At 53.0% G+C, this 23,255-nt stretch carries 27 protein-coding genes; 12 read left to right on the top strand and 15 right to left on the bottom strand.

From position 1 onward, the window contains the following. Nucleotides 1-843: a purine-nucleoside phosphorylase gene (locus HUN04_10475; GenBank protein WDP90106.1), complete on the top strand. Its 843-nt coding sequence runs from the start codon at nt 1-3 to the stop codon at nt 841-843. A 55-nt stretch (nt 844-898) separates the two neighbouring features. Here the strand turns inward: HUN04_10475 and HUN04_10480 are convergent, their stop codons facing one another. The 3 genes from HUN04_10480 to HUN04_10490 all read right to left on the bottom strand — a co-directional run bounded on the left by HUN04_10480 (nt 899) and on the right by HUN04_10490 (nt 2,840). Beyond that, on the bottom strand, nt 899-1,612 hold the full coding sequence (locus HUN04_10480) for a DUF554 domain-containing protein (GenBank protein WDP90107.1): 714 nt from the start codon (nt 1,610-1,612) through the stop codon (nt 899-901). Nucleotides 1,613-1,729: 117 nt separating this feature from the next. Then, nucleotides 1,730-2,047 carry a DUF190 domain-containing protein gene (locus HUN04_10485; GenBank protein ID WDP90108.1) on the bottom strand — a complete coding sequence of 106 codons (318 nt, stop codon included), beginning with the start codon at nt 2,045-2,047 and terminating at the stop codon, nt 1,730-1,732. Nucleotides 2,048-2,147: 100 nt separating this feature from the next. Next, complete coding sequence (locus HUN04_10490; protein WDP90109.1) at nt 2,148-2,840, bottom strand: Crp/Fnr family transcriptional regulator; 693 nt, start codon at nt 2,838-2,840, stop codon at nt 2,148-2,150. A 156-nt stretch (nt 2,841-2,996) separates the two neighbouring features. On the opposite strand from HUN04_10490, the gene HUN04_10495 reads away from it, so the two are divergent. The 4 genes from HUN04_10495 (at nt 2,997) to HUN04_10510 (ending at nt 5,777) form a co-directional block, all read left to right on the top strand. Then, nucleotides 2,997-4,046 (top strand): hypothetical protein, encoded by a 1,050-nt coding sequence (locus HUN04_10495; protein ID WDP90110.1) that lies wholly within the window; start codon nt 2,997-2,999, stop codon nt 4,044-4,046. A gap of 83 nt (nt 4,047-4,129) precedes the next feature. After that, the gene (locus HUN04_10500) at nt 4,130-5,017 is read left to right on the top strand and encodes an exopolyphosphatase (GenBank protein ID WDP90111.1); all 888 of its coding nucleotides are present in this window, start codon (nt 4,130-4,132) and stop codon (nt 5,015-5,017) included. 31 nt (nt 5,018-5,048) lie between these two features. Continuing rightward, the gene (locus HUN04_10505; GenBank protein WDP90112.1) at nt 5,049-5,354 is read left to right on the top strand and encodes an MTH1187 family thiamine-binding protein; all 306 of its coding nucleotides are present in this window, start codon (nt 5,049-5,051) and stop codon (nt 5,352-5,354) included. Between the two features lie 3 nt (nt 5,355-5,357). After that, complete coding sequence (locus tag HUN04_10510) at nt 5,358-5,777, top strand: hotdog fold thioesterase (protein ID WDP90113.1); 420 nt, start codon at nt 5,358-5,360, stop codon at nt 5,775-5,777. 6 nt (nt 5,778-5,783) lie between these two features. On the opposite strand, the gene HUN04_10515 is transcribed toward HUN04_10510, so the two are convergent. Next, complete coding sequence (locus HUN04_10515) at nt 5,784-7,052, bottom strand: DUF2088 domain-containing protein (GenBank protein ID WDP90114.1); 1,269 nt, start codon at nt 7,050-7,052, stop codon at nt 5,784-5,786. A gap of 148 nt (nt 7,053-7,200) precedes the next feature. On the opposite strand from HUN04_10515, the gene HUN04_10520 reads away from it, so the two are divergent. Together HUN04_10520 and nadE are read left to right on the top strand one after the other, a co-directional pair. Beyond that, complete coding sequence (locus HUN04_10520) at nt 7,201-7,758, top strand: TrmH family RNA methyltransferase (GenBank protein WDP90115.1); 558 nt, start codon at nt 7,201-7,203, stop codon at nt 7,756-7,758. A gap of 65 nt (nt 7,759-7,823) precedes the next feature. Further along, nucleotides 7,824-8,603 carry an NAD(+) synthase gene (nadE, locus tag HUN04_10525; protein ID WDP90116.1) on the top strand — a complete coding sequence of 260 codons (780 nt, stop codon included), beginning with the start codon at nt 7,824-7,826 and terminating at the stop codon, nt 8,601-8,603. Nucleotides 8,604-8,609: 6 nt separating this feature from the next. Here nadE and HUN04_10530 read toward each other — a convergent pair whose 3' ends face one another. From HUN04_10530 to HUN04_10540, 3 genes are all read right to left on the bottom strand, one after another. Then, nucleotides 8,610-10,013: a radical SAM protein gene (locus HUN04_10530; protein WDP93245.1), complete on the bottom strand. Its 1,404-nt coding sequence runs from the start codon at nt 10,011-10,013 to the stop codon at nt 8,610-8,612. Nucleotides 10,014-10,220: 207 nt separating this feature from the next. Continuing rightward, nucleotides 10,221-11,249 carry a hypothetical protein gene (locus tag HUN04_10535; GenBank protein WDP90117.1) on the bottom strand — a complete coding sequence of 343 codons (1,029 nt, stop codon included), beginning with the start codon at nt 11,247-11,249 and terminating at the stop codon, nt 10,221-10,223. Nucleotides 11,250-11,447: 198 nt separating this feature from the next. Beyond that, entirely contained in the window at nt 11,448-11,636 is a 189-nt protein-coding gene (locus tag HUN04_10540) for a hypothetical protein (GenBank protein WDP90118.1), read from the bottom strand. A 222-nt stretch (nt 11,637-11,858) separates the two neighbouring features. On the opposite strand from HUN04_10540, the gene HUN04_10545 reads away from it, so the two are divergent. The 3 genes from HUN04_10545 to HUN04_10555 all read left to right on the top strand — a co-directional run bounded on the left by HUN04_10545 (nt 11,859) and on the right by HUN04_10555 (nt 14,328). Then, on the top strand, nt 11,859-12,215 hold the full coding sequence (locus tag HUN04_10545) for a TraR/DksA C4-type zinc finger protein (protein ID WDP90119.1): 357 nt from the start codon (nt 11,859-11,861) through the stop codon (nt 12,213-12,215). A 118-nt stretch (nt 12,216-12,333) separates the two neighbouring features. Beyond that, nucleotides 12,334-13,740 carry a sigma-54-dependent Fis family transcriptional regulator gene (locus tag HUN04_10550; protein WDP90120.1) on the top strand — a complete coding sequence of 469 codons (1,407 nt, stop codon included), beginning with the start codon at nt 12,334-12,336 and terminating at the stop codon, nt 13,738-13,740. A 99-nt stretch (nt 13,741-13,839) separates the two neighbouring features. After that, nucleotides 13,840-14,328, top strand: a complete 489-nt coding sequence (locus HUN04_10555; protein WDP90121.1) for an acyl-CoA thioesterase — start codon at nt 13,840-13,842, stop codon at nt 14,326-14,328. A 32-nt stretch (nt 14,329-14,360) separates the two neighbouring features. On the opposite strand, the gene HUN04_10560 is transcribed toward HUN04_10555, so the two are convergent. Both HUN04_10560 and HUN04_10565 read right to left on the bottom strand, forming a co-directional pair. After that, on the bottom strand, nt 14,361-15,146 hold the full coding sequence (locus tag HUN04_10560; GenBank protein ID WDP93246.1) for an ATP-grasp domain-containing protein: 786 nt from the start codon (nt 15,144-15,146) through the stop codon (nt 14,361-14,363). Between the two features lie 183 nt (nt 15,147-15,329). Then, nucleotides 15,330-15,668 carry a YkgJ family cysteine cluster protein gene (locus HUN04_10565; protein ID WDP90122.1) on the bottom strand — a complete coding sequence of 113 codons (339 nt, stop codon included), beginning with the start codon at nt 15,666-15,668 and terminating at the stop codon, nt 15,330-15,332. On the opposite strand from HUN04_10565, the gene HUN04_10570 reads away from it, so the two are divergent. Together HUN04_10570 and HUN04_10575 are read left to right on the top strand one after the other, a co-directional pair. Then, complete coding sequence (locus HUN04_10570; protein ID WDP90123.1) at nt 15,653-16,021, top strand: hypothetical protein; 369 nt, start codon at nt 15,653-15,655, stop codon at nt 16,019-16,021. The genes HUN04_10565 and HUN04_10570 overlap by 16 nt on opposite strands. Then, on the top strand, nt 15,993-17,108 hold the full coding sequence (locus HUN04_10575) for a DUF1624 domain-containing protein (protein WDP90124.1): 1,116 nt from the start codon (nt 15,993-15,995) through the stop codon (nt 17,106-17,108). Before HUN04_10570 ends, HUN04_10575 begins: the two co-directional genes overlap by 29 nt. A 73-nt stretch (nt 17,109-17,181) precedes the next feature. Here the strand turns inward: HUN04_10575 and disA are convergent, their stop codons facing one another. From disA to HUN04_10605, 6 genes are all read right to left on the bottom strand, one after another. Beyond that, nucleotides 17,182-18,240 carry a DNA integrity scanning protein DisA gene (gene disA / locus HUN04_10580; protein WDP90125.1) on the bottom strand — a complete coding sequence of 353 codons (1,059 nt, stop codon included), beginning with the start codon at nt 18,238-18,240 and terminating at the stop codon, nt 17,182-17,184. Between the two features lie 179 nt (nt 18,241-18,419). Further along, nucleotides 18,420-19,235: a peptidylprolyl isomerase gene (locus HUN04_10585; protein WDP90126.1), complete on the bottom strand. Its 816-nt coding sequence runs from the start codon at nt 19,233-19,235 to the stop codon at nt 18,420-18,422. A gap of 68 nt (nt 19,236-19,303) precedes the next feature. Next, on the bottom strand, nt 19,304-20,263 hold the full coding sequence (locus HUN04_10590; protein ID WDP90127.1) for an electron transfer flavoprotein subunit alpha/FixB family protein: 960 nt from the start codon (nt 20,261-20,263) through the stop codon (nt 19,304-19,306). After that, nucleotides 20,260-21,027: an electron transfer flavoprotein subunit beta/FixA family protein gene (locus tag HUN04_10595; protein ID WDP90128.1), complete on the bottom strand. Its 768-nt coding sequence runs from the start codon at nt 21,025-21,027 to the stop codon at nt 20,260-20,262. The genes HUN04_10590 and HUN04_10595 overlap by 4 nt, the downstream gene beginning before the upstream one ends. Before the next feature lie 166 nt (nt 21,028-21,193). Then, a complete protein-coding gene (locus HUN04_10600) occupies nt 21,194-22,531 on the bottom strand; it encodes an FAD-binding oxidoreductase (protein ID WDP90129.1) in 1,338 nt (445 codons plus the stop codon). Between the two features lie 88 nt (nt 22,532-22,619). Continuing rightward, a complete protein-coding gene (locus tag HUN04_10605; GenBank protein ID WDP90130.1) occupies nt 22,620-23,255 on the bottom strand; it encodes a sarcosine oxidase subunit gamma SoxG in 636 nt (211 codons plus the stop codon).

A 23,255-nucleotide genomic window follows, 5' to 3' on the forward strand; every position in this document is an offset into this window, starting at 1 on the left:
ATGATATCATTCAGACAAAAGGTCATCCAATGCACCACCCATTTAAAATCACTGATCTCCCCACGGCTGTCAGCCGGTTTCATCACCGGAACGGGCCTCTCCGACACCCTCAACGGCCTGGAAGTCCTTAACCGGTTCGACTATGGTTCCCTGCCCCATTTTCCCAGGTCCACCGTGGAAAGCCACAGGGGATGCCTGGTTCACGGCAGGCTGGCGGGCAGGGAAATCCTTGTGTTCCAGGGCCGATGCCACCTCTACGAAGGATACAGCGCAGAAGAAGTCACCTTCCCCGTCCGGCTGCTCCAGGAACTGGGGGTGCCGGTATTGATCATTTCCAATGCCGCCGGCGGTATCAACCTGAATTTCAGTGCCGGGGATATCATGCTCATCCGGGACCATATGAACCTGACCGGCCGAAATCCGCTGATGGGAGCGGAGGAAACGGCCTGGGGTATCCGGTTCCCGGATATGACCCAGGTGTATGACCCGGAACTTGTCCGGCTGGCCGAAACATCGGCGGCCGACCTGGAGATCCCCCTGCAGCAGGGCATATATGCAGGGCTCACCGGCCCCAGCCTGGAAACCCCTGCGGAAACAAGATACCTGAAGACCATCGGCGCAGATGCCGTGGGCTTTTCCACCATCATGGAAGCCATTGCCGGCGTCCATGCCGGCATGCGGATTCTGGGTCTCTCCCTGATCACCAATATCAACGATCCCGATGCCCCGGTCCCCACCACCCTGGAAGCCGTGGTGGACACCGCTGCCCGGGCCGTCCCCAAAATGGACCGGCTGCTCTCCCGCATCATCGAACAATTGCCCACAGGGGCCAATAAGGGGTAACTGTTTAAAATCTTAATATTCAGGAATTCATACCCACCCAGTGTTTTGACCTTAATCAGCCCAGCCAGGCCGCCCAGAGCCGGGACAGCGGCATGACCAAAAACAGGGACGGAATCATGCTGGCAACGGGGAACTGCTTAATGCCGCAGATGCGGAACCCTGTGGCCACCATGATCAACCCGCCGCAGGCAGAAAAATCCGCCAGCATATCCGGCTGGATCACGGGAAGCAGCAGGGAGGCCCCGCAGTAAAGGATGACCTGAACAAAGAATTGGGGAACCACCAGCACCCCCACTGTAAAGCCCATGGTTGAGGCAAAGATGGGAGCGGTGAATAAATCCAGGATGGATTTGACGATAAGCAGGGTGGGATCCCCGGTCATGCCTTCACTCATGGCGCCGTATATGCCTGTTCCGCTCATACTGAAAAGCACCAGAAGGGCGACGAATTTATCCAGAAATTCCTCCTGGCTCAGATCGCCGGACGGCCTGGAGATTTTCTCCACCCATTTTTTGGCATGATTGGCGGCCTTCTGGATCCGGGCCTCAAGCTGGACCAGTTCTCCCAGGATAGAGCCCACCACCAGGGCCAGGGCAACGGGGGCAAAAAATTTGACCTTGATAATCATGGTCACCCCAAGCCCCATGGATGCGCAGCCGAAAACCATGGGCATCTGCCGGCGCAGGTTCGAATTGAGTTTAGGACCGGCAAGCGCACCTGCGGCACTGCCGGCAAGCAGGGCGGCGCCATTGACATATGGACCAATCATTGTATTTCCTTTATGGGCATCCATCCGGTTTGGATACCGCCATTCAAAAAATGGACGGTCTTCCACAGGGACGCCCCTATTTTATTCATTTAAAACAACATTGTCTGGGAAAGAGTATCAGTCTTCAGAGGTGAAACCGAATTCGATCTTTGACAGGGTATAAAAGACACGGACCTTGTTTTTCTTAAGGCAGGAGAGCAGTCTGCTGCTCTCCTCAGGTGTAAGGGCCATGATGACCAGCAAAGGCGGGTCTTCATGGTCAAAATAGTTTCCGGAATGGGAACGCCCGTCGTGTCCGAATCCCTCTTTGGCGGACATGAGGGTGGCTCCGCGGACCCCGAGTTTCTTAGCCTCCGCCACAATCCATCTGGCCAGGGGGACGCCCTGGTGCTCACGGTTCTGCTGGGTAAAAAATGTAACCAGGTAGCCTTCCATTTTCTGTATCCTTAATTTTGCTGCAACATCAGCCGGCACCTTACACCGGCACCCGGGGCCCAGACAATGACCTGGATCACTTAAAGGGGATTTTCCCGCCCTATAGAATAAAAAAAGGGCTGGTGGATAGGTCCTGCAACTGGGACGGGTCCAGAATCCGTATGGTCCCTCTGGATTTCGAAATCAGGCTGAGTTTCTGCAAATTGGAAATCACCCTGGCGGCAGTCTCCCTGGACACCCCGGTCATTTCAGCCACATCACGGTTCCGCAGGGGAAGGTCGGGGCCGATCCGGGAGCAGAGCATGTTCAAGGCATTCAGGATCCGGTTCTCCGCACTTTCATCAATGAGGTCCAGAATTCGGGTATAGGCACCGTCCAGCAGATCGCCCATGGTGTTCAGGATACCTGCGGCCACCTTAGGATGTGAAAGCACCCATTGTTTAAAAATGGGGGAGGGAATAGCCACCACAGTGGCCGTTTCAGCGACCCGGGCGCAGAAAAACCGGCGCCTTGCCATGAAACAGGTGACGGCATTCAAGGTGGTTCCTTTTACCGCGATCAGAAAGGTGAATGATCTGCCCGACGGCGATGCCTTGGAAAGAATAATCCGGCCCTTTTCCAGCAGATGGACATATTCTGATTCATCGCCGGCGTGGAACACATATTCGTCTTTTTTATAGTTCTGGAGCCGGGCGCTTTGGGCCAGTTCCATCAATGAGGCCTCTGGTGCACGGCCGAGATTGACCTCCAGTTTCAGGGTTTTCAGTATACGTTGAAAATCTTGTGCTTCCATTTATTTTGCGCCTGTAATAGGATTGTTTCTGGTTCTCTATGTGCTACATTCCTGCCGGCCGGCATAGAAAGGCAGTTCAGCAGTTTTAAAGTTTTGGCTTGTTTCGCAATTTATATACAGCATAGTTTATCTGTCAAAATTTAAAAGGGGGCTTCAATGCTGCGTATCGTAATAATGATATCTATCCTTGTCGGATTGTATCTTTCAACATACGTCAATTATCTATTATTTCACAGCCTCGCCGAAATTTTCAGCATTGTTGTGGCGGTTTCATTTTTCATGATTACCTGGAATTCCAAGAACTACATTAAAAACCAGTATTTATTGTTTATCGGTATCGCCTATCTTTTCATTGCGTTTTTAGACCTATTGCATACGCTTTCCTACAAGGGGATGCCGATATTTACGGATTACGATTATTATGCCAACCAGCTATGGATTGGTGCAAGATATATGGAAAGCATAACGCTGGCTGCAGCGTTTTATTTCCTGACACGGGAGAGGCCGGTCCGGCCGGAGATACTCATACTCATTTACTCCACCCTTACGGCATTGATGATATTGTGCATCTTCACCTGGAAAATTTTTCCCGTCTGCTTTGTGGAGGGGTCAGGCCTGACCCCTTTCAAAAAAATAAGTGAATACCTGATATGCGCAATACTGCTATTGGGGGCAGGGCTTTTATACAAGAATCGCTCTCGGTTCGAGCCCCACATTTACAAATTATTACTATTATCCATATCCTGTACGATTATCTCGGAACTGTCATTTACATTTTACATTTCAAATTATGGGTTTTCAAATTTAGTCGGACATTATTTTAAGCTGTTTTCATTCTATCTAATTTACAAATCAATTCTTGAAACCGGCATTAAGCGGCCCTATGAATTGATATTCAAAGAATTGGATACAACAATCTGCAGCTTGAACGATGAAATTGATAGAAGAAAAAAAATAGAGCAGGACAGGGAACTGATCATTGTAAAACTGCAAAATGCCCTGATGGAAGTCAAAACCCTGAACGGCCTGATTCCCATCTGTTCTCACTGCAAAAAGATTCGTGATGACAAGGGATTCTGGAATCAGCTTGAAAAGTATATCACTGAACACTCAGATGCCAAACTAAGCCATGGTATCTGCCCGGAGTGCATGAAAGAGCATTATCCGGAGTATCATATGTCCAGAGACGATGCACCGTCGCAGTAAGCCGGCCTTGAAAAACAGGTATAGATGCTTTATCAATATTAACATCATCATTCACCGGAATATTAATATTTAAGGATAAAAAAATGAGAATAGTCACCCGCCCGGATTTTGACGGTATTGTATGCGCCGTATTCCTGCTTGAAGCACTGGATCCAGATATGGAAATTTTCTGGATAGAACCCAACCAGATTCAATCCGGCAGCGCAGACATCCGGGAAGGGGATATCATCGCCAACCTTCCCTGGCATCCCAAGGCCGCCCTCTGGTTCGACCACCATGTGTCAAACAAACCCGATCATCCGGTTCCCGGCGCCTTTGACATTGCCCCCTCGGCCGCCGGGGTGATCTATCAGTATTACAAAGAACTGGGTAAACTGGACAACCGGTTCGACGAACTGGCCGAACAGACCGATATCATAGATTCCGCCGCCCTGACAAAGGAGCAGGTCCTGGCTCCGGAAAATTTCCCCTATATCATACTGTCCATGACCATCCAGAACCGGGATTTCCAGGATATCCCATATTGGAACCGGCTGGTTGACATGCTCCGGAAACCGGGGATCGAAACAATCATGTCAGACCCGGAAGTGGCCAAACGCTGCCGGGAGGTGGTCAACGAAAACAATGAATTCGGCGGCCATCTCAAAGCCCACACCACACTGGCGGGCAATATCTCTGTCACGGACTTCAGATCCCTGGACCCGGTGCCGTCGGGCAACCGCTTCCTGACCTATTCCCTGTTTCCGGACACCGTTGCCAGTGTCAAAATCCGGTACAAGGCCCCGGATAAGGCACAGGTGCTGATCAGTGTGGGGCACAGCATTTTCAATCCCCACTGCAAGGTCAATGTGGGGAAATTGCTGTCAAGATACGGCGGCGGCGGGCATGCCGGGGCCGGGGGCTGCACCCTGGATGCGGACGGCGCCCAGGAAAAAATTGACGAAATCCTCGCCGTGCTCAAGGCAAACTAAATTTAAAGATCATCTGAGAAAGGACCGGAAAATGAAAGTCATTGTAGATCTGTGCGTGGTGCCCATCGGCGCCGACCTCTCCCTGTCAAGATATGTTGCCGCCTGCCATGAGATCATTGAAGCGGCCGGCCTGAAAAACACCCTACACGCCAACGGGACCAATATTGAGGGCGACTGGGACGAGGTATTCCGGGTGGCCAAGGAATGCCACCGGAAGGTTCATGAAATGGGGGCCCCCAGGATCCATACCATCATTAAACTGGGTACCCGGGTGGACAGGGAACAGGCCATGGAAGACAAGATAAAAAGTGTTGAAACCAAGCTTAAGGGTGCCTGAACCATGATCTGGAAAAGAGAATTCACCATTGAAGATATGGCGCCCTTTGCCCAGAACACCATGGTGGGCCACCTGGGCATTGAATACCTGGAAAAGGGGGATGACTACCTTACGGCCGCCATGCCCGTGGACCACAGGACCCGCCAGCCCTTCGGTCTCCTCCACGGCGGGGCCTCGGTGACCCTGGCCGAGACCCTGGGCAGCTCCGCCTCCTGCATGACACTGGATGACGGTTTTTACAGCGTGGGGCTGGAAATCAATGCCAACCACATCAAAAGCGTGACCTCGGGCCGGGTGATCGGCAGGGCCACCCCTGTCCACCTGGGCCGGACCACCCAGGTATGGAACATTGACATCAAAAGCGAATCCGGCGACCTGGTCTGCACCTCCCGGCTGACCATGGCTGTCCTGAAAAACAAATAGGCGGCCCTACCAGGGGGAAATCAATGCCCCGCTGCTGTCAAATGCCAGGGGCGCCGCCGTGTCCCCGACAGCCAGGCCCGTATTCATCCGGGCTTCCCGGGCCAGGGCGGCGGACACAGACAGGGTTTCAATATCAAGGGTGTTTTTGATGTGGACGATGCGGGCCGCTTCCGGCGGGACCAGGCCGATGGTGCCCAGGGCCGCGTCCACCGCCTCCCGGTCCGTGTCAAACCAGGGCGGCAGCGATGCCATGGCCGGTTCGCAGGAAGAGATGCAATTGGTATAGGTGGCCTTGCGGTCCATTTTCTCGATGAGTTTTGCCGTGGTAAAATCGGCATTGCCGATGCCCGTTGCCGTCCCCCGGCTGGCAGGGGTCAGGTCCCGGACAAAAATCCGCTTGATTTCAGGCCGGTCCGGCACCGTACCGCATCGGATCACGGTGCGGGCGATGATATTCTGGTCCATGCCCGTTCCTGAAATATCCTTGCCCATCTCGTCCACAATGAGCAGGTCAATCCGGTCAAAGGGAAGGCCGGGAAATACGGATTTGGCCCGGACCAGCAGGTCTCGGTCCAAATCAGGGATTGCCTCGGCCCACGCCGTGCCCACGGCCTCGGTGAGATCCTGCTGATTTTCCACGATCCCCACCCCCAGAGTGACCGGGGCCTTATCCAGAATCACCCCGGCCACCGCCGCAAAGGTTTCAGCATATCCCCGGTCCAGAATGGCATTGTGGCATGTTTCTGCGCCCATGCGGTTCCCCAGCCCGATGGCCGCCATCTTGGTCAGCCCGCTTTCGATTTCTGCCTCAAAATCCGTATGGGGCTTGACCCGGTTCACCAATACAATGTGATCCGCGTCCATTGCCATGCGGTCCACATACACCGGCACCCCGCAAGCAGTGGTGCCGATTTTTTCCACCGCCATGCCCGAACGGACAGGGGCGCCCACAGCCTCGGCCGTAATCCCCAGTTCCCGGAGCACCGCCGCCTGTCCACCGGCCGTAGCCCCGCCGTGGGACCCCATGGCAGGGATGACAAAGGGCTGGGCCCCCGCCCCTTTTAATACTGTTACCAATGTCCGGATGACAGGAAGGATGTCTGTAATCCCCCTGCTGCCGGCAGTCACTGCCACCGTCTGCCCGGGCCGGATCCGGCTGTCCAGTCCCATCCCGGCCAGCTGCCGCTTCAATTCCCCGGGCACATCCTTCAGGGGGTGGTTGTCAAACACCTGGCGCACCAGGTACATATGGGGAAAATTCCTATCCGCTGCCATGATTGTGCTTTCATATATAAAAAGTTATTCAATGCCCATCTTGTATACCCTGTTCCAGGTATTTGCAAACCGTATTGCCGGTTTTGAATTTTGCATTTTGCGGCCCGACGGTGTATATCACCCCCTATAACTTATTGATGAGGCGTGAATGGGCTCCCATAAACTAAGAAAACAGATCAAAGCGCAAAAGGAAGAGGCCAGACGGAATTTCCGGCGTCATAAAAATAAAAACAAACTGGCCATTCCCGGCATCCACAAATGCATTGTGGTGCTTGACGGCCTCAAGCCCACCTTCAATATCGGCAAAATTTTCAGAAGCGCAGAAAGCTTCGGCTGCCATGAGGTCCACCTCATCGGCACGGATTTTTTCGATCCGGCGCCTGCCATGGGCGCCTTCAAGTGGGTACCCGCCAGATTCCACCAGCGGTTTGTCACCTGCTACGCCCAGCTTCTGGAACGGGGATACACCCCATTCATCTTGGAACCGGGCCTGGGAAAAGCGGTCATGGACACGGACCTGCCGGAAAAAAGCGCCTTTGTGTTCGGCCACGAAGAGTACGGCATCAGCTTCGAACCGGACCTGTACCCGAAGGTCAAACGATTGACCATCCCCCAGTACGGAAGGTCCCAGAGTCTCAACGTCAGCGTGGCCGCCTCAATCATCCTTTATGAATACACCCGGCAGCACGCCACGCCCCGGGGCTGAGGGGGGCAAAAGGAAACGGCAGAGCGCACCGCCTTTTTAACTAAATTTCTCATGAGGAAAAAATAATGGATTTACCAAAAGTGGCCACCCATATCACCGACTGGCTGGCAGCCTATGTTGAAACATCAGGATTAAAGGGATTTGCCGTGGGCGTTTCCGGCGGCATTGACTCCGCCGTCACCTCCACCCTCTGCGCCAAAACCGGCCACCCCGTCCTCGCCCTGAACATGCCCATCTTCCAGGCAAAGGACCAGGTTTCCCGTTCCGCCGAGCATATTGCCTGGCTGGAAAAAACCTTTGACAACGTCAGGGGCATTGACATGGAACTGACCCCTGTATTCCAGCAGATCCAAACCGCCCTTCCCGACGAGATCCAGGACGGCCTGACCATGGCCAACACCCGGTCCCGGCTCCGGATGCTCACCCTCTACGCCTTTGCCGGCCACCACAGGATGCTGGTGGCCGGAACCGGCAACAAGGTGGAGGATTTCGGCGTGGGCTTCTACACCAAATACGGGGACGGGGGCGTGGATGTCTCCCCCATTGCCGACCTGGTAAAAACCGAAGTCTACGCGCTGGCCGCCCACCTTGGGGTCAGCAAAGACATTCTCTCGGCCCCGCCCACCGACGGCCTCTGGGAGGACGACCGCACCGATGAAAGCCAGATCGGCGCCACCTACGCGGAATTGGAATGGGCCATGTCCCACGAAGCAGACAGCGGGGCCTCAGGAGCACTGTCCGACCGTCAGAAAACGGTTCTGGACATCTACCGGAAATTCAACCGGGCCAACCGCCATAAGATGGACCCCATCCCGGTCTGCATCATTCCCGATGAATTAAGATAGGGCCAATTAAAAATACGGGGAAAGGCCCGGGGCAAAGGACTCAAACCGCTCCAGCTGAGCGCGCAGTTCCCCGGGCAGCGCCGGGCCTGGAACGGCACTTCCGTCCCCCAGGTACAGGGCAGCGTATGAACGGATTTCCTCTCCCTTGAGCACCACCCCGGGTGTGGATATATAGCGCTCCACCACCACCTTTTTTCCCGGATTCAAAGCCACTTCCTTGAACCGGCAGCGAAAGCTGATCCCGGGCCTCAGGCGGGTGGTGCTGTAATCGATCCTGAGGGACACCCCGTCAGGATTCACAAGTGGAATCAGACCGGCGTCCACAAAAAGCCGGTCCCCTTTTCCCGTCATTGTCCACAGGGGCGGATCCCTGTCACCGGCAATGAGATGGTCACGGATCCTGGCAATCCTTTCGGGCGCTCCGATAAATGAAAGGGTGCGTATCATCCCGGTGGGGGTGATGCCTTCGTAGGGCGCCTTGATATGGGCGGCATTTCTTTTTCTTGCACCGGCCTTCTGGAACTGGTGCCGATAGGTAAAGGCGCAATAGTTCACCGGAAGGGGAATCGTATTTTCCAAACCGTGGCAGATCAGCTCCAGGGCGGTCAACTCCGTCTCCAGCACCGTCACTGCGGGGCCGTGGCAAAAGGTATACCCCCGGCGGACCAGTTTGGGGCGGTTGAACCCGGTGCACCGGATCTGGTGAAGATTTAGAAAATCGACCCCGGCCGAAGCCAGGTCCGGCATCAGTGCCTTTACCCGGTCCAGGTCCCCTGGGATGGCCGGGATTTCAACGGTCACCCTGGGAATGACCCCCACCGCCTTTTCAAGCCCGTCAAGGCGATAGTCATTTGCGGAGAGGTCAAACCGGATCTCATCCAGGCCGGCGTCCCTGAGAGCCTTCATCTTATCTTCCGTGGCCAGAATGCCGTTGGTATACATCCAGATATACAGAGGAGAAGAAATCCTTTTCCTGAGTACCCTCAGGTAATCCATTACCCGGTCAAAGCTCATCAAGGGTTCCCCGCCGCTGAAGCTCACCCCTTTGATGCCGAACCCTTTTACATAATCGGCATAATCGACAGGATCGGTGAATTCCACGGTGCTGGATACGGGGTCGCCTTCTTCACTCTGGGCTGACGGGCAGTAAAAACACCTGGCATTGCAGATGCCGTTGATGAAGAGGCAGGACCAGTCCCCCTGCCCGCAGAGGGCACACCCCGGTGAAACCCCGTGGGAAAATAATTTGGTCTGGGCGAACATCCACCCGGCCCCTTGATTTTCAAATATCCGGGCGATCAGCTGTTCACGATTTTTCCCTGCCCGGGCAGCCGTTTCGGGATCAATCCACTTCATTGTGCCGTAGGCATCTGCATATTCCTTCTTGATCCTGCGGATCTGTGTGTCCATTTCAGAGTTTTCCACTTGTACTCCTGTTCGTGTATTCAAATTGGGATGACAAAAAATGCATGATGGGTGCCAGGAATAAAAAGGCCGAAACACCTTGGTCCCAGCCTTTTTTGAAAGACAGCCACTCGGCCAAAACAAAAAACAGGAATCTGAAAGGCCGATTATTTCGCATAAAAGAACTTTTAATTCCTGTTTTATTCTTCCTGGTTACCTGATTATCTCATAAATGGACTGATAATCGGTTTCCGCGCTTCTTAATACAGGAAGCGCCACAAACTCGGCGCACTCCCTCAGGTGCAGAGGAGAACTGGTACACACGCCGGACAGGGCGTCCGGTACCAGTCCGAATTCTTCTTTCAGAATCCGGATGCCGCCCAGTACGCCAAAGGCGTCATTGCCGCAGAACACCAGCCTGTGAATCCGTGACTGAATCGCCTCGGAATTAAGCAGCATCCGGGTTTCCCGCTGGAGGATGCCGTCGGCGAACTCCACCACCAGATAGTTGGCCGGGTTGTTGCCGTATTTAAGGTCAATGGCATTGAAAATACCGGTCAGTTCCCCATGTTCAAGCATGTATGTGGTGGGATATCCAAGGCAGGTAAAATCCGCCACCCGTTCTGCGCCGCAGTCCTCCATGAGCAGCAGGTCCTTGAGGCTTGCCGTTCCCGTCACCTTGGCCGCCCGCACCTTTTTCCGGGCCGAGGACAATGCATAGCAGCAGGCGGCAGCCGCATGGCTTTTTCCGCTGTTCATGGCCGTGCCCACGCAAAGTATTAATTTTGAACGGCGTTTTGAGGTGACCTCTTTTTTCCGGGGCACCAGGCTGACATAATCCCGGGTATTGACCACATTGCCCCGGCTGTCACAGACATAGCCCAGGACCTTTATCCGGGTGGGCGCCGCAATTTTGGAATTCAAGGTGGTGACCTCGCCCACCAGTCCGCTCCTGGCCACAAGATCCACAGTGCTGCCAAGGGATCTGGGAACAAAGGATTCATAATAATCAGGCGCATAGCGGTTACCCATGACAAACACGGCCCGGATCCCCTCCTGGATGGTATGTATCCTGGCGGATTTGCTCTCAAGGGTCCGGTGCTGGCCCATACTCAACACCTCTCCGTAAATGAGATCCCCGTTTTCCGGTTGCCGGGGGGCATTGCAAAAATATTTAACCTGCGACGGGGTGATGGTGAAAGCCGCACTGGGAATAATACATTTGTGATTGATTGACTGCATCAATAGAACTCCTTTTTTAACAATATTGGGTGAATCGAATAAGGGTGTGGCTGAGGAAATAGTGGTCCCAGTCCGGCCCGGTCAGCTCCGGTGGCCGGGATCAGGCTCGGGACGTATGTGGGGGGTTATGGGCGCACAAAATACCTGTGGAAAACCGGGGATGGTTTTCCCGATGAAATCATGGCGGTACATACTTAATTACAATTCGGGCCAGTCCGGGTGGGAATGCTTCTCGCGTCTTGTTTTCTTTTTTCTCTTTTTCCTGCTGACCATCTCTTCCAGATCCTCGTCGGTGAATGCTTCATCATACCGGTCCCTGAATTTTGTGGGCCGTGATTTTCTGCGCCGGTTCTCTCTGGTATTATGCTCCAAATCATATTTTACCATGGTCGTTTTCCTATATTCAGGGCCCTGGCCCCGGTGTTCCTTATTTCAGCCGGGCAGTTTGATTAGCAGATTCCATGCCAGAACCCGGGGCTTGCATATTTATTCAACCCCAATGGGTTGCCGCCGGCGGCTACAGGCATGATACTTGCTCATTTCATTTTCACCGAATGATCCGACGGCGGTTCTGAACATGGCAAAGACCAACATACAACGGAGACAGAAATGGACAGGGAACAGCTGGCACACTTCAAGAAAATATTAGCGGAACAATTGGCCCACCTGGAAGAACAGGCATTTATTACTGCCATTGAACTGGCCCAGGGAGGGGTGGAAATTGAGTATGTGGACCGCGCCGCCACCCACAGGGACCAGGACATGAAACTGAGAATTAAATCCCGGGAGAGCCGGCTGATAAAAAAAATCAGGCTTGCCCTGGACCGGATTGAAAACGGCACTTACGGTATATGCGAAGCCTGTGAAGAGCCCATATCCCTGAGGCGTCTTGAAGCCCGCCCCGTGACCACCAAATGCATTGACTGCAAGGAGCGGGAAGAATTGTTGGAAGCCCAGAGCCATTAACAAATAGTCTTGTCATTTTTCCCGCTTTCCCGTACATTATCATATATCAAAAACGGAATCTTGAGTTCTGTTTTACCCGCACCCCAGGCCCGCGGCGTCTGACAACAGGGGTATCTGCATGAAAAAAATACATTTTATTCTGGAAAACACCCACCTCATCACCGCTTTGAAAAAGGCGTTGCATGCCGTATTTGACATCGGTATATCCCAGACCGTGACCCATGCCCTCCAGGCACTGGGGCAAAACCGGAGCGAATTCATCTTTGTGGACATCGAACTCCTTGAACAGGCCGCATCGGACAGCAGTTTCAAAGCAGTGTTTCAAACCCTGGCCCTGGTCTGCCCCAATGCGGGCATCATTGTCATGGTGCCGCCCAAACGGCTCAAGGATGCCGTCAGGATCGTCAATGAAGGGGCGGATTCCTACCTGACCTACCCCATTATCCCCGATGAGGTTCAATTGGTGGTCACCAGCATCACGGAACAGAGCCGGGCTGAATCGGAACTCAATTATCTCAGGGAGCAAGTCTGGCAGGAGGATGAATTCGACCTGCTCCAGACCAAAAGCCCGGCCATGAAATCTGTATTTGAAAAAATCAGGGCAGTGGCGGCCACAAAAAGCACGGTGCTTCTCCAGGGAGAGACAGGAACGGGCAAGGGATTCACCGCCCGGTTTATCCATAAGCTGTCTTCCAGAAAAAACGAACGGTTCATTGAGGCCCACTGCGGGGCGATCCCCGACACCCTGGTTGAAAGCGAGATGTTCGGGCATGAAAAAGGGGCCTTTACCGGCGCCATCAAAAGAAAGCTGGGCAAATTCGAGATCGCCCGAAACGGCACCATATTTCTGGATGAAATCGGAACCATCACCCCCTCGGCCCAGATCAAGCTTCTCAAAGTGCTCCAGGACGGGAGCTTCAACCGGGTGGGGGGGGAAGAAGACATCCATGCCGATGTCCGGATCATTGCCGCCACCAATATCGACCTGCTGCAGCTCTGCGAAGAGAACAGCTTTCGCAGCGACCTGTATTACCGCCTCAATGTTTTTCCCATTGAACTGCCCCCCCTAAAGGATCGCAAGGAAGATATCCCCAGGCTGGTGGAAATTTTTCTGGCCAAACTCAATACCTTTCACCTCAAAGGAATCGGAGATGTTCATCCCCAGGTTCTTGAAGCATTTTTGTCCTACTCCTGGCCGGGAAATATCAGGGAGCTGGAAAACATCATGGAACGCGCCTATATCCTTGAAAAGGCATCTGTGCTCCGGCCGGAGAACTTTCCTGCGGAATTGTTTACCCCCGTGGCAGAAGTCCAGCCGGCAAGTATACACCCCGGCCTGACCCTGGCCCAGGTCCGGCGGCAGGAAATGGACCGGGTGGAAAAGACCTACCTGGCCCTGGTACTCAAACAGCAGAGGGGGAAAATCAACCTCACGGCAAAGGCCGCCGGCATCACCACCCGCCAGCTTCACAAACTCATGACCCGGCACGGCCTCAGAAAAGAAGACTACAAAATAAAGAACTAGTCCGGGAGATACCCAACCGCCGCCTGGACATATTGACAGATCCGGCCCGGCACACTAATTTGTACTGATTTTGCTTTAAACCATTCCGGGAGCGGACAAATGATCAAAACCATGAAATCCACCAAGCGGGTTAATTTTGAGGACTGCGACCCGTTCTCACACCTCAACAACGCCAACTACCTGAACTATTTTATGACGGCCCGGGAAGAACAGCTCCGGATCAACAAGGTACTCAATATTTTTGAGCATGTGCAGGCCACAGGAAACGGCTGGGCCGTGATTTCACACAATATCCGGTATTTCAAACCCTCCCTGCTGGGGGAGGAGCTGGAAATATGGAGCCGGATGCTCACCTATGACCGGTTCAGGAACCTGGTGGAATTTGTCATGGTCTGCCCGGACAAAAAACAACTCAAATCTGTCCTGCACAGTGAATTTGCATATTTTTCAGCCAAGCGCGCAAAACCCGTTGCCCTGGACGATGAAACCCTGGGACTGTTCAATGAAATCGCCCTGTTTCCTGGGGAAGATTTTTCCACATTCAGCATCTCCGGGAGACTGAAACAGATCAGGGCTGAAATCGCCTGACCCCATGGTAAAAAACAATCTGCTTTTTACCTTTATTGTGCCCCCATACGTTCTTTGAGTTGTCTGCAGCCGAAACTCAAAATTTGGCACCCATCAGGTATGAGCGTGGTTTCAAGATTTGCCTCCACGCTTTCGGAGGCCAGGTAGTGCTGGATGATTTGGCCGATTTCAAAAGAATTCATGGGAATCCCCTGAGTGCCGAAGTATAAATTGAATTCAAGCAAAAACATCCCCCAGTCTGTCAGCGCAACATCAAAACCCGCATAGTTTATTCCCAACCCCTGGGCGATGGTCAATACCTTATCGACAATATCCTTAGGCACACTTTCCCGACATATTTTTCCACCACGGGATATATTATTGTGAAACGAATCCATACCTCCCACCCGCCAATAGGCACTTACAACCCTGTCCCCGATGACAACGATCCTGAGATCACGTTCCAATGGGATATACTCTTGAACATAAATGGTTGGATTGGTCTTGGCATAATAGTTGAAATCTTCCCGTGACTTAATCAGGAAAACCCCTAAACCGGAGGAGCTATGAATTTCCTTGCAGACAAAGGGCATGCCGAACCGGTCAGCCAGTTCGTCAAAACCTGTATTCTCAAGACGGTGTATGCCGGTTTTTAGGACATGTTCCGGACACAAGGCTTGAAAGCTTCTTGTCATTTCTACTTTATCATGGCCGAGATGGTATGCGGCAATGCTTGGGAAAATCTTTTTTTTTAATGCATAGACCAGCGAATTCACCTGCCAGTATTCGGGGAATAAGACAACCTCAGCCTGTTTTATCTCATGAAGACAATCAAACATGTTGGCGGGTTTTCGGTGGGTTGTCAAAGGTATGCCGATGGATCTTATAGGATTGAATGATATGTATCTGTACCCCACGTATTTCTCCTGAAAAAAAGAACAACAAGTTCCGCTATAGATACTGCCATTTCCATTCGCTTGGGTTCATGCTCCGGATGCTTTCCCCAAGGCATTTCAGACCATTCAATAGGGGGAAAAGGGCTGAAGCCCGAACAGCGCTCTTGACCTGTCGCATAAATCATTCCCCCGGTTATTCTCCCATGAAATAGCAAAATTCCGGCAAATAGAGGGCCGGTTTTCATAGATACGGCAGCTGACCCTGACACCGACACATCCTTGCAGGGCCTCGCACCGGGGGTAGGCGCCAAGGGTACCTTTCATGGCGCGTTCCGACCCGCCTCCTGCCATGGTCATCATGTGCGGCACCCAACCGCCGGGGCAATTATCGGTTTCAGTTTCAGAAAAGGATACCGTGAACGCGGCGCAGCATGCACCGCAGGTCAAACATGGACTTTTTTTCATGGGTCACCATATGGTTGCTGTTATGCCAGATGGTTCAGCAGGAAACGTGCCGGAGCCAAAATAACCGGGCCAGGACGGGCCGCCAGATCCAAAAAGGAATCAATAATTCTTATTTAATCAAAAATCAGGATGGCGCATGTCTCATTCCAGGTGTCCATAACAGTCCTCCAGCCATTAAAGCACCGGGAAAATCAAGCCGGGCAGTACTATTCCACATTGGTATTCATCCTGCATCGGCTTTGGTCCGCTTTATGGGAAATAAAATGATTAATGGTTTTAAAACCATTGAATGTCGTGTTGCTGAAAGCCCACAGGAGGGAAATAATGAAATCCGCAGATCAGGTATTGTGTGAAACCGTCACCGGGCCGCCCCGTATCCTGGGCCATGATCTGGCCAGGGGACTTGCCGTTGTCATGATGATTTTTATCAATTTCAATGCCATTTTACCTGGCGCAGACCTCATCACCGTATCGTTTTCAGGAATAATAGACCTTTTGGAGCGGCGCGCTGCAGTAATACTGGTGATGGTGTCAGGGGTGGGATTAAGCCTTATGTCACGCGCTTCCAATCCGGATACGGCCGCCGGTTCCCTGCCGGTCCGTTTAAAGAAACAGATTGTCAGCCGTTCTCTGTTTCTTGTGGTCCTAGGTTACCTGCTGTCCATGGTCTGGTCCGGAGACATTCTTCATTTTTATGGCATCTTTCTATTTACGGGGATGTTTCTTCTCAGCAAAAAAAGTAAAACCCTCCTGTATGCCATATTGCTTTGCTGGTTCATAAACGCCATTCAGCACATTGATTTAATACAGGTTTTCCTTGAAGAATCAGACTTAATTCTTGTCAATCCGGTGAAGGACATACTTTTTACAGGTTATTTTCCCGTTTTTCCATGGATGGTATTTTTCCTTGTGGGGATGTTGATGGGCAGGGTGCCCCTGCAAGGCCTGACAACTCAGACCGCAATGCTGATATCCGGCCTCCTGCTGATGACCTCTGAGGCGCTGTTCGCCAATTTGTCTGGGCCATTGGAGTATACAATTGTTTTATCCGGCGTTTCCGATTCCATACCCTTCTCGGTTTTATCAGGCATTGGCACAGGTGTCCTGGCCATCCTGACCGGGAGCCTTCTTTCCAATCTGACCCTATTCCGGAAAAATACCCTTCTGACATTACTGGGCAAAACCTCACTCACCCTGTATGTGCTTCACATTCTTTTTTTCTGCCTCGTGATTATGGTCTCAAAGATGCTTGGTTTCCGATTATCCATGATGCCGGCCATTACCCTTTTTCTGATTCTATACGTAATTTTCATCCGGCTTTGGCTCAACTCACACCCCAAGGGCCCTTTAGAAACCCTGATGCGAAAATTTGATCCAACAGCCGGGTCCCCAAAGGCATCAGTTGCCGCAGACCACCCCCATAAAAAAATGTACGCGTAACTGGGTCTTGTTCTATAACCGCCCTTGAATACATCCAATTGAGCCGCAGCAGATATCCGCCCCGTTCTGTGAATTATCTGTACCCAAACCGCTTATCCAGATTTTTAATATTCATCAGGATGGCCCGTGCCCGTTTTTCACCGATACCTTCTATCTTCTGAAGGGTTTGAATATCGGTCATCTTTAAATCTTCCATGGCCGGGAGCAATTTCACCACATTTCTTGCGATCCCCATTGGCAGATTCACCCTCTGGGTCAAAAACCGATAGCAGCGGGATGAAACAAAAATGTCTTCGATCTCTGCCTCGGACATCAGATTCCATCCAAGCATCCGCGCCGCGGCAATCTTGTCGTTTTGATTTAAATTGTTAAGGACTTTCATCATGGATGATATCTCGTAGTCTTTAAGCTCTCCGGCAGAATAATCCATGATTACGACGCGAAGCAGATTGCGGGTATCTGCAGCGATGGCATTCAGCTGTTTGGAATACAGGTGTCCTTCAGAGCCGGTTTCAATAACATAAGGCTCTATTTCTCTGTAAATCGACATCATTTCACATGCTTTTAAAATGACCCGGATGACATTACTGAGCCTTACCTGGGATTCGATCTCCTCGATTGTGATATCATCAATAAGCTGGTGAAAGATGCCGAGATTTTTTTCAAGCGCTTCCAATGCCAGATTTATCCGTGTCAGCAGATAGTTCAGGTCGTTTAACCGGTGTCTGAAATTTTTAAGATAGATCGTCATGGTTTTCCGCCGCCTGGAGATGGCCATGGCCAGCATGGATGTCTGTTTGGCAATCCGCTCTGCCGCACGGTGCCTCATGCCGGTTTCTTCAGTGGGAATGGACGGATCAGGAATCAGGTGGACATTGGCTTTGTATATTCGGGTGATATTCTCATTAACGATGACCGCCCCGTCCATCTTGGCCAATTCATAGAGTCTGGGGCCGGAGAACTCGCAATTTACGTCAAATCCCCCCTGTAAAACAGCACCGTACAAGGCAATATCATCCAGGAACACAAGCAATGTCCCGAAATCGGCTTTTACGATTTCATCCAGGGTGCGCCTTAAAGAGGTCCCCGGGGCAACCATTTTTATTTTGGTGAGAAGGGACGGGGCAATCATTTGAATTCCCTCCGGTTGTCACATTTGAATCCGAAAACAAAAAATGAGGTTCTGGATCATGATACATCCCCGAGGGAAAAATAAAAAGATATAAGTGGGTTACGGATGGGATTCGTCCCTGACATCCTGCACCGACCCGTTCCCTGGGATGGGAAACGGATCAGTGCAGGCACAAAAACTCAATAGATGGTCACAGGATGTTCGGTTTTCAGTTTACGGATCAGTTCGTCCATATGTTGCTGCTGTTTCTTGGCCGTCAGCTTGCGCTCAAGGTCGGATCTGGCGTCTTCATAGGATTTTGTTTCCCCCTCTTTTTTGCCGTAGACCTTGATGATATGGTAGCCGAACCTTGTTTTTACGGGCTCGCTCACCGCATCTTTTTCCATGCTGAAGGCCTTGCTGCCGAAAGCCGGCACCATCTGTCCCTGGGTAAACCATCCCAGGTCTCCGCCCTTTTCCCCGCTGGGTCCGGTGGACACTTCCTTGGCCACATCTTCAAAGGCCTCCCCTTTGAGGACCCGGTCCCGGGCCGCATTGGCCTCTTCTTCGGTCTTGCAGAGGATATGCTTTGCCCAGACCTCCGGCCCATCCACAAACTCGGCCGTGTGATCCTCGTAATAGGCTTTCATTTCGGCTTCGGTGGCCTTGATTTTTGAAAAGGTCTCGGTGATGAACCGGCTGATCATGAGGTTCTGCTTTACCCGGGCCAGTTGTTTAATGACCTGGGCGTCGGTGTCATACTTTTCTTTTTCAGCCTGGAGATAAACCAGACGCTCCTGGACCAATTGGTCGATAAACTTTTTTTTCCCTTCCTCCGAGGCAAATGCGGTTTTATATTGCGGGGGCATCTGTTCCAGCCTCGCAGCCACATCCTGCTCCGTAATTTCGAACCCTTCGACTTTAGCCACAACCTTGTCAGACGTTTCCGCCCCGGCGGCACCGGCCGCCTGAACCGCCAGCAGACAGAACAATATCCCCATTACCAGATCTTTCATACTCATGCTCCTTATTGGTTTAAAAAGAAGCAGTATATACATCCCCGGCCGGAAAGTCCCGGGAAATATCATTCCCGGCCCAGCTGCCGGATCAGTTCGGGGAGGACCTCGAACAAATCCGCATTGACATAATAATCCGCATTGGCCATCATGGCGGCATTCTCGTCTATGTTCACGGCAATAATGGTTCCGCTGGTTTTCATGCCCGCAAAATGCTGGACCGATCCTGAGATGCCCAGGGCCAGATAGACCGAGGGGCTGACTTTCTCACCGGTCTGCCCCACCTGATGGGCGTAGGGGATCCAGTGTTCATCCACGGCGGCCCTTGACGCGCCCACCGCCGCATTGAGCTTTTTAGCGCAGTCAAACAACAGTTTGAAATTTTCCTTTCCCTGGACTCCCCGGCCGCCGGCCACAATGATATCGGCTTCGGAAAGGCTGGGCTGGTCTCCGTCTTTCCCCGCCTGATCCCAGGAGACCAGGGTCAGGCCGCCGGGGGCAAGGCCGGTCTTGTCAATGGTGAGGAGCTCGGCCCTGCCCGGTGCCAAAGAAGGGGGCACCGCATTGGGCCGGATGCCGAACATCGTCAGCGCTCCGGCCAGTTGGATATCGGCCAGGACCTTGCCGGAGTATTGGGAGGTCCGGGCCGTCCGTGTTTCCAGATCCACATCCATGCAGTCCATAATCAGGGGCGCCTCGGCCAGGGCCGCCACCCTTGGAATCAAATCCTTGCCCCCGGCCGTGGACAGGCCGAAAATCGTATCAAGGCCCAGTTCTTCTGCAGCCTCGGACAGGGCCCGGGCCCGTATATCCGGGTTCTGGCGTTCCCCGGGTGCCCCGGGAAGAGCGATATCCGCAATCCTGTCAATGCCATATTTTTCAAGGGCGGACACAGCGTCCTGGTCCCAACCGTCCAGCATCAGTGCGGTGAGCTGCACATCTTTGCTTTTCCGGGCCAGGGTGATCATGCCGAAATTGGCATCCTTGACCCTGCCCGTTTCCATCTCAATGATGATGCCGATGTTCATGCCAGGCCTCCCTCTTTTTTGATAACCTTAATGATTTGTTCCGCCATTTCAGCCGGGGTGCCTGTAATCTCTTTGGGAGACCGGGTTTGGGTCAGGGGCAGGAACCTGACAATCTCTGCCGACCGGGTTCCGGCGCCAGTGTCCAGGCTGCCCAGAGCGATTTCCTTCACCGGTTTCTTCCGCGATTTCATGATGGCGGGAAGCGTGGGATAGCCCGGTGTGTTAAGCCCCCGGCCGGCCCCCACCACACAGGGCAGGCCGGCCTCAAAGGTCCTTGTCATCCCCCCGGAAAGCTCACAGGTGATGCGGGCGCTTTTTTCCGCCACAATCAATTCCGCGGCATTGGTCACCACGGGCATGCCCAGAAGTGCACCCAGGCGGAACTGGGTCTGCATGCCTTCAGCGTCAATGGATTCTTTGCCCGTGAGAACAATCATCGGCTCCCCGTCCTCCCGGATGGCGGCAGCCAGGGCCCGGGCTGTCGCCATGGCATCCCAGGGCGGGTCCGCGGTTATCAGGATTCCCCGGTCCGCCCCCATGGCCATGGCCGAACGCAGGGTATTCTCGGCATCGGGTTTTCCCACGGTGACGGCAACAATCTCTGAACCGGCGAACTGCGCTTTGATCTTCACCGCCTCTGTCACAGCATGTTCGTCATAGGGGTTGAGCAGAAACGCCACATCCTCGTCTATGCTGGTATCGTCCAGGATATGGATGTTTGCGGCGGAATCGGGTACATGTTTCACACACACATAAATCTGCATTTTTGCTACACCATTATTTTATTTTATTATCAGATACGGCTGCATCGGTACGTTACACGATCTTCATTGGTTTTGCCACTCCGGGCAAAACAAAAAAAGGGGCAGTCCACGGATCATCCCGGACTGCCCCTGAATCGGTCCGGCCGCCAAAGCGGCAGCCGGGAATTTAGCCGTTTACCGAAAAACTGGAGTTATAGTTAATCTCCCGCTTTCTGGAGAAAAAGCCCACGTCCATGGTCCGTCCGGTGTACTTGTAGGTAAACTGATAAGGTTCCTTGTCATGGTCCAGGCCCTTTTCACAGGCATCGATGAGTTCCGCCATCATCCGGCCCACCACCGGGGCGTTCTTATACTGGTTGCCCGAGGTGCCGATGGCCAGATAAAATCCCTGCATGTCGGTTTTGTCATAGATGGGGATCCAGTCGTCGGAGCAGTCGTAGAGGTCGACCACGCCCTTGGGCTGGTTGGGCACCGCCAGGGAAGGAATCCGTTTGGCCAGGCGGTAGCACTGGGCCTTCCACTGCTCTTCTGTGAGGACGTTGTCCTTTCCGTGGCCGCCGCGCCCGGCGTAAAAGTCATCGGGATCCACCCATTCCTGGGGGTCACAGTCCGGATCCTCGGAACCGATGAGGAAAAGATTGCCGGTCTCGGGCCGCACATAGCATCCGATATCGCCGTCGGACATATGGTAGCCGTCGTTGAGATAATCGTAATCCTCCGGTGAGGGGCAGTACATGACTTCGTGGCGCAGGGACTTGGTCTTGATGTTGCAGCCGTCCCATACCCCTTCGGCCATCTGGGTAATCTTAAACGAATGGGGGCCGCCCACGTTGACCACGATCTCTGCGTCGTACTGGGTGCCGTCTTTTAATGTAATCCCTTTAACTTTGCCGTTCTCGCTTCTCACATCAACCACTTCAGCGTTGAATTTAAAGGTGGCGCCCTTGGCTTCGGCGGCCCGCATGATGTTGTGGGCGGACAGCGCCGGATCGTTCACATAGCCGCCTTCAGGGCAGAAAATGCCGCCTTCCAGCATCTCAGTGGCTTCGTCAAAAAATTTGGGGTCTTCGGGTCGGCGCACCGGCCAGAACTCATGGAGATCAACCACGGGAACCATTTCTTTTATCTTGTCATTGTCCCACTCTTCGTACTTCACCCCCACGGCATCGTAATGTTTTTGAACATTCTGCCACTTGTGGCCCTTGGACTTGATGAGAAGGGACCCTGTATTCATATACTTGGCCAGGCCCTTTTCGTCCTCGACATTGTCCAGGTAATTTTCCCAGTCCAGCCAGTATTTAAAGCCTTCATAGGCCATGGCCACCCCGTCTTCGGTGGAATAATGGGCACGGACAATGGCACAGGAGCCGGCTGTTGAGCCTTCTCCGGCATCGGGAAGCTTGTCCACGGTCAGGGTTTTGTATCCCATTTTGGACAACTCATAGGCAATGGGGGCACCGATCACACCGGCACCGATGATAATTGCATCGTACTTCTCGGTCATGGTTAATCTCCTTGTTGGTCCGATTTTATTATATGGGTCGCAGGGAAAACCGCCGGTTCAGCGGCCCTCCCCACTTGTTGCACACTCCTTACATGCTTGAAATCCACTCTGTGAACCGGGTTTCGCCGGCCGGTTTCAGACCGAACTCTTCCCCGGCATGGAGGATGGCATGGATCATATCCCGGCCGTACCCCCTTGAACAGGTGAGCACGACGCCGGATTTTTCCCCGTCCCTGCATACCGTGACGATCTGGCAGGGCACGTGGGAAAAGGGGCCCTGGTAAAGAAAGGGCGCCGTCTTTTCCGGATCCATGAAATCCAGGTTGGACAGCTTTTCACAGATCCTGAATACATCCTTTCCGTAGATGGCCACAAAGAGGGTATTCTCGGTCACATCCGTATATTCTGTTTCTTCCGGCATTTTAGGCCCCACCCCCTCCAGATGGTAGATGGAGGTCTGGGTGCCGTTCATGCGGTTGACGAGCAGGCCGTTGGCCAGCACGGACTGGCCGGGGACCTCAGGCACTCCGATACCGAAGGGCTGTTTGGCCCCAAGGTCCGCACTCTGGAGATCCAGGCGCAGACGATGGCTTAAGTCCGTGATATGGGTTGCGCCCTCCGCTTCCCCAGCATATTTGAGCACCACATCCCAATTGTCCCGGCTTTCCGTCTCCTTGGGACTTGCCTTAAACTGAACCGGTGAATATCGTTTTATATCTTTCAT

This window comes from Desulfobacter sp. (assembly GCA_028768525.1).
Classification (GTDB): Bacteria; Desulfobacterota; Desulfobacteria; order Desulfobacterales; family Desulfobacteraceae; genus Desulfobacter.